The organism is Nocardia uniformis NBRC 13702, assembly GCF_001613345.1.
Taxonomy (GTDB): Bacteria; Actinomycetota; Actinomycetes; order Mycobacteriales; family Mycobacteriaceae; genus Nocardia; species Nocardia uniformis.
On the sequence record NZ_BDCE01000140.1, the window covers coordinates 1 to 1,229 of the forward strand.

The 1,229-nt window shown below is 61.7% G+C and carries 1 protein-coding gene; it reads left to right on the forward strand.

Annotated elements, in window-relative coordinates; genetic code table 11:
* The first annotated feature begins 81 nt into the window (after positions 1-81).
* Positions 82-1,217, forward strand: a protein-coding gene (locus tag NU1_RS39860) for an IS3 family transposase (RefSeq protein ID WP_245720527.1) whose coding sequence is annotated in 2 segments (ribosomal slippage) — positions 82-343 and positions 343-1,217 — 1,137 coding nt in all. Because the reading frame shifts where the segments join, the coding sequence is not laid out codon by codon here.
* The last annotated feature ends 12 nt before the right edge of the window (positions 1,218-1,229 follow it).

The window sequence follows — 1,229 nt, forward strand, 5'->3', positions numbered from 1 at the left end:
TGACTGGAGCCCGCTGAGCAGGTCCAGCGGTTGTGAGAGTTCTGATGCACCACAATGGGTGCAGGAGGACGAGATCACGACATGGCGCGACGACGACACACCCCCGAGCAGATCATCCGCAAGCTGAGGGAGGGCGAGAAGCTGATCGGGGAGAAATTCTCGATCGAGGAGGTGTGTAAACACCTCGAGATCTCCGAGGCCTCCTGGCATCGCTGGCAAGCCCAATACGGCAGCATGAAATCCGACGACGCCAAACGGCTCAAAGAGCTCGAGCGCGAGAACGCGCGGCTGAAGAAGATGGTCGCCGAACAGGCCCTCGATATCGACATGCTCAAGGAAGTGAACCGGGGAAACTATTGAGCCCGGATCGTCGCCGCAGAGCGGTCGTGGTTCTGCAGCAACGGTTTCGGGTGTCGCAACGCCGCGCCTGTCGAGTGGTCGGGCAGTCACGGTCGGTGCAGCGCCGACCGCCGACGGTCACCGAGATCGAAAGACGGCTACGGCAGCGGCTGCGTGCGATCTCGGGCAAGCATCCGCGGTGGGGATGGCGCAAAGCGCACGCACTGTGCCGTGGCGAGGGATTGGTCACCAACCATAAACGCACGCAACGACTCTGGCGTGAGGAGGGCTTGAAGCGGCCGAGTCGGGTGCGTAAGAAGCGACGGATCGGGACCGGCCGGAACCAACGGCTGCGGGCATCGTCCCCGGATCAGATGTGGGCCCTAGATTTTCAGGTCGATGTCACCGTCGACGGCCGGCAGGTGCGGTTCCTCAACATCGTCGACGAGTTCACACGAGAAGCATTGGCCACCAGAGCATTCCGGTCATGCACCGCCGATCGACTCGTCGGGGTGCTCGATGAGATCATCGCCACCACGGGTCGAAGACCGACCCACATCCGCATGGACAACGGCACGGAGATGACTGCTTACGCGATGCGGGATTGGTGCCGTTTTACCGGCGTGGATGCTTCGTTCATCGATCCGGGATCGCCGTGGCAGAACGGGGTTTGCGAGTCGTTCAACGGGCGTTTCCGCGACGAATTCCTGTCCTGCGAGGTGTTTCATTCCCTGACCGAGGTGCAGGTCCTTGCCGAGGACTGGCGCATCGAGTACAACAGTTACCGACCACACGGATCGCTGGGATTCCTTACCCCGCAAGCATTCCGTGAGCAATGGGTACCGACCGAGTTCGAGCAACAGCTACAACTCGCATAGCCGGTGGACCCG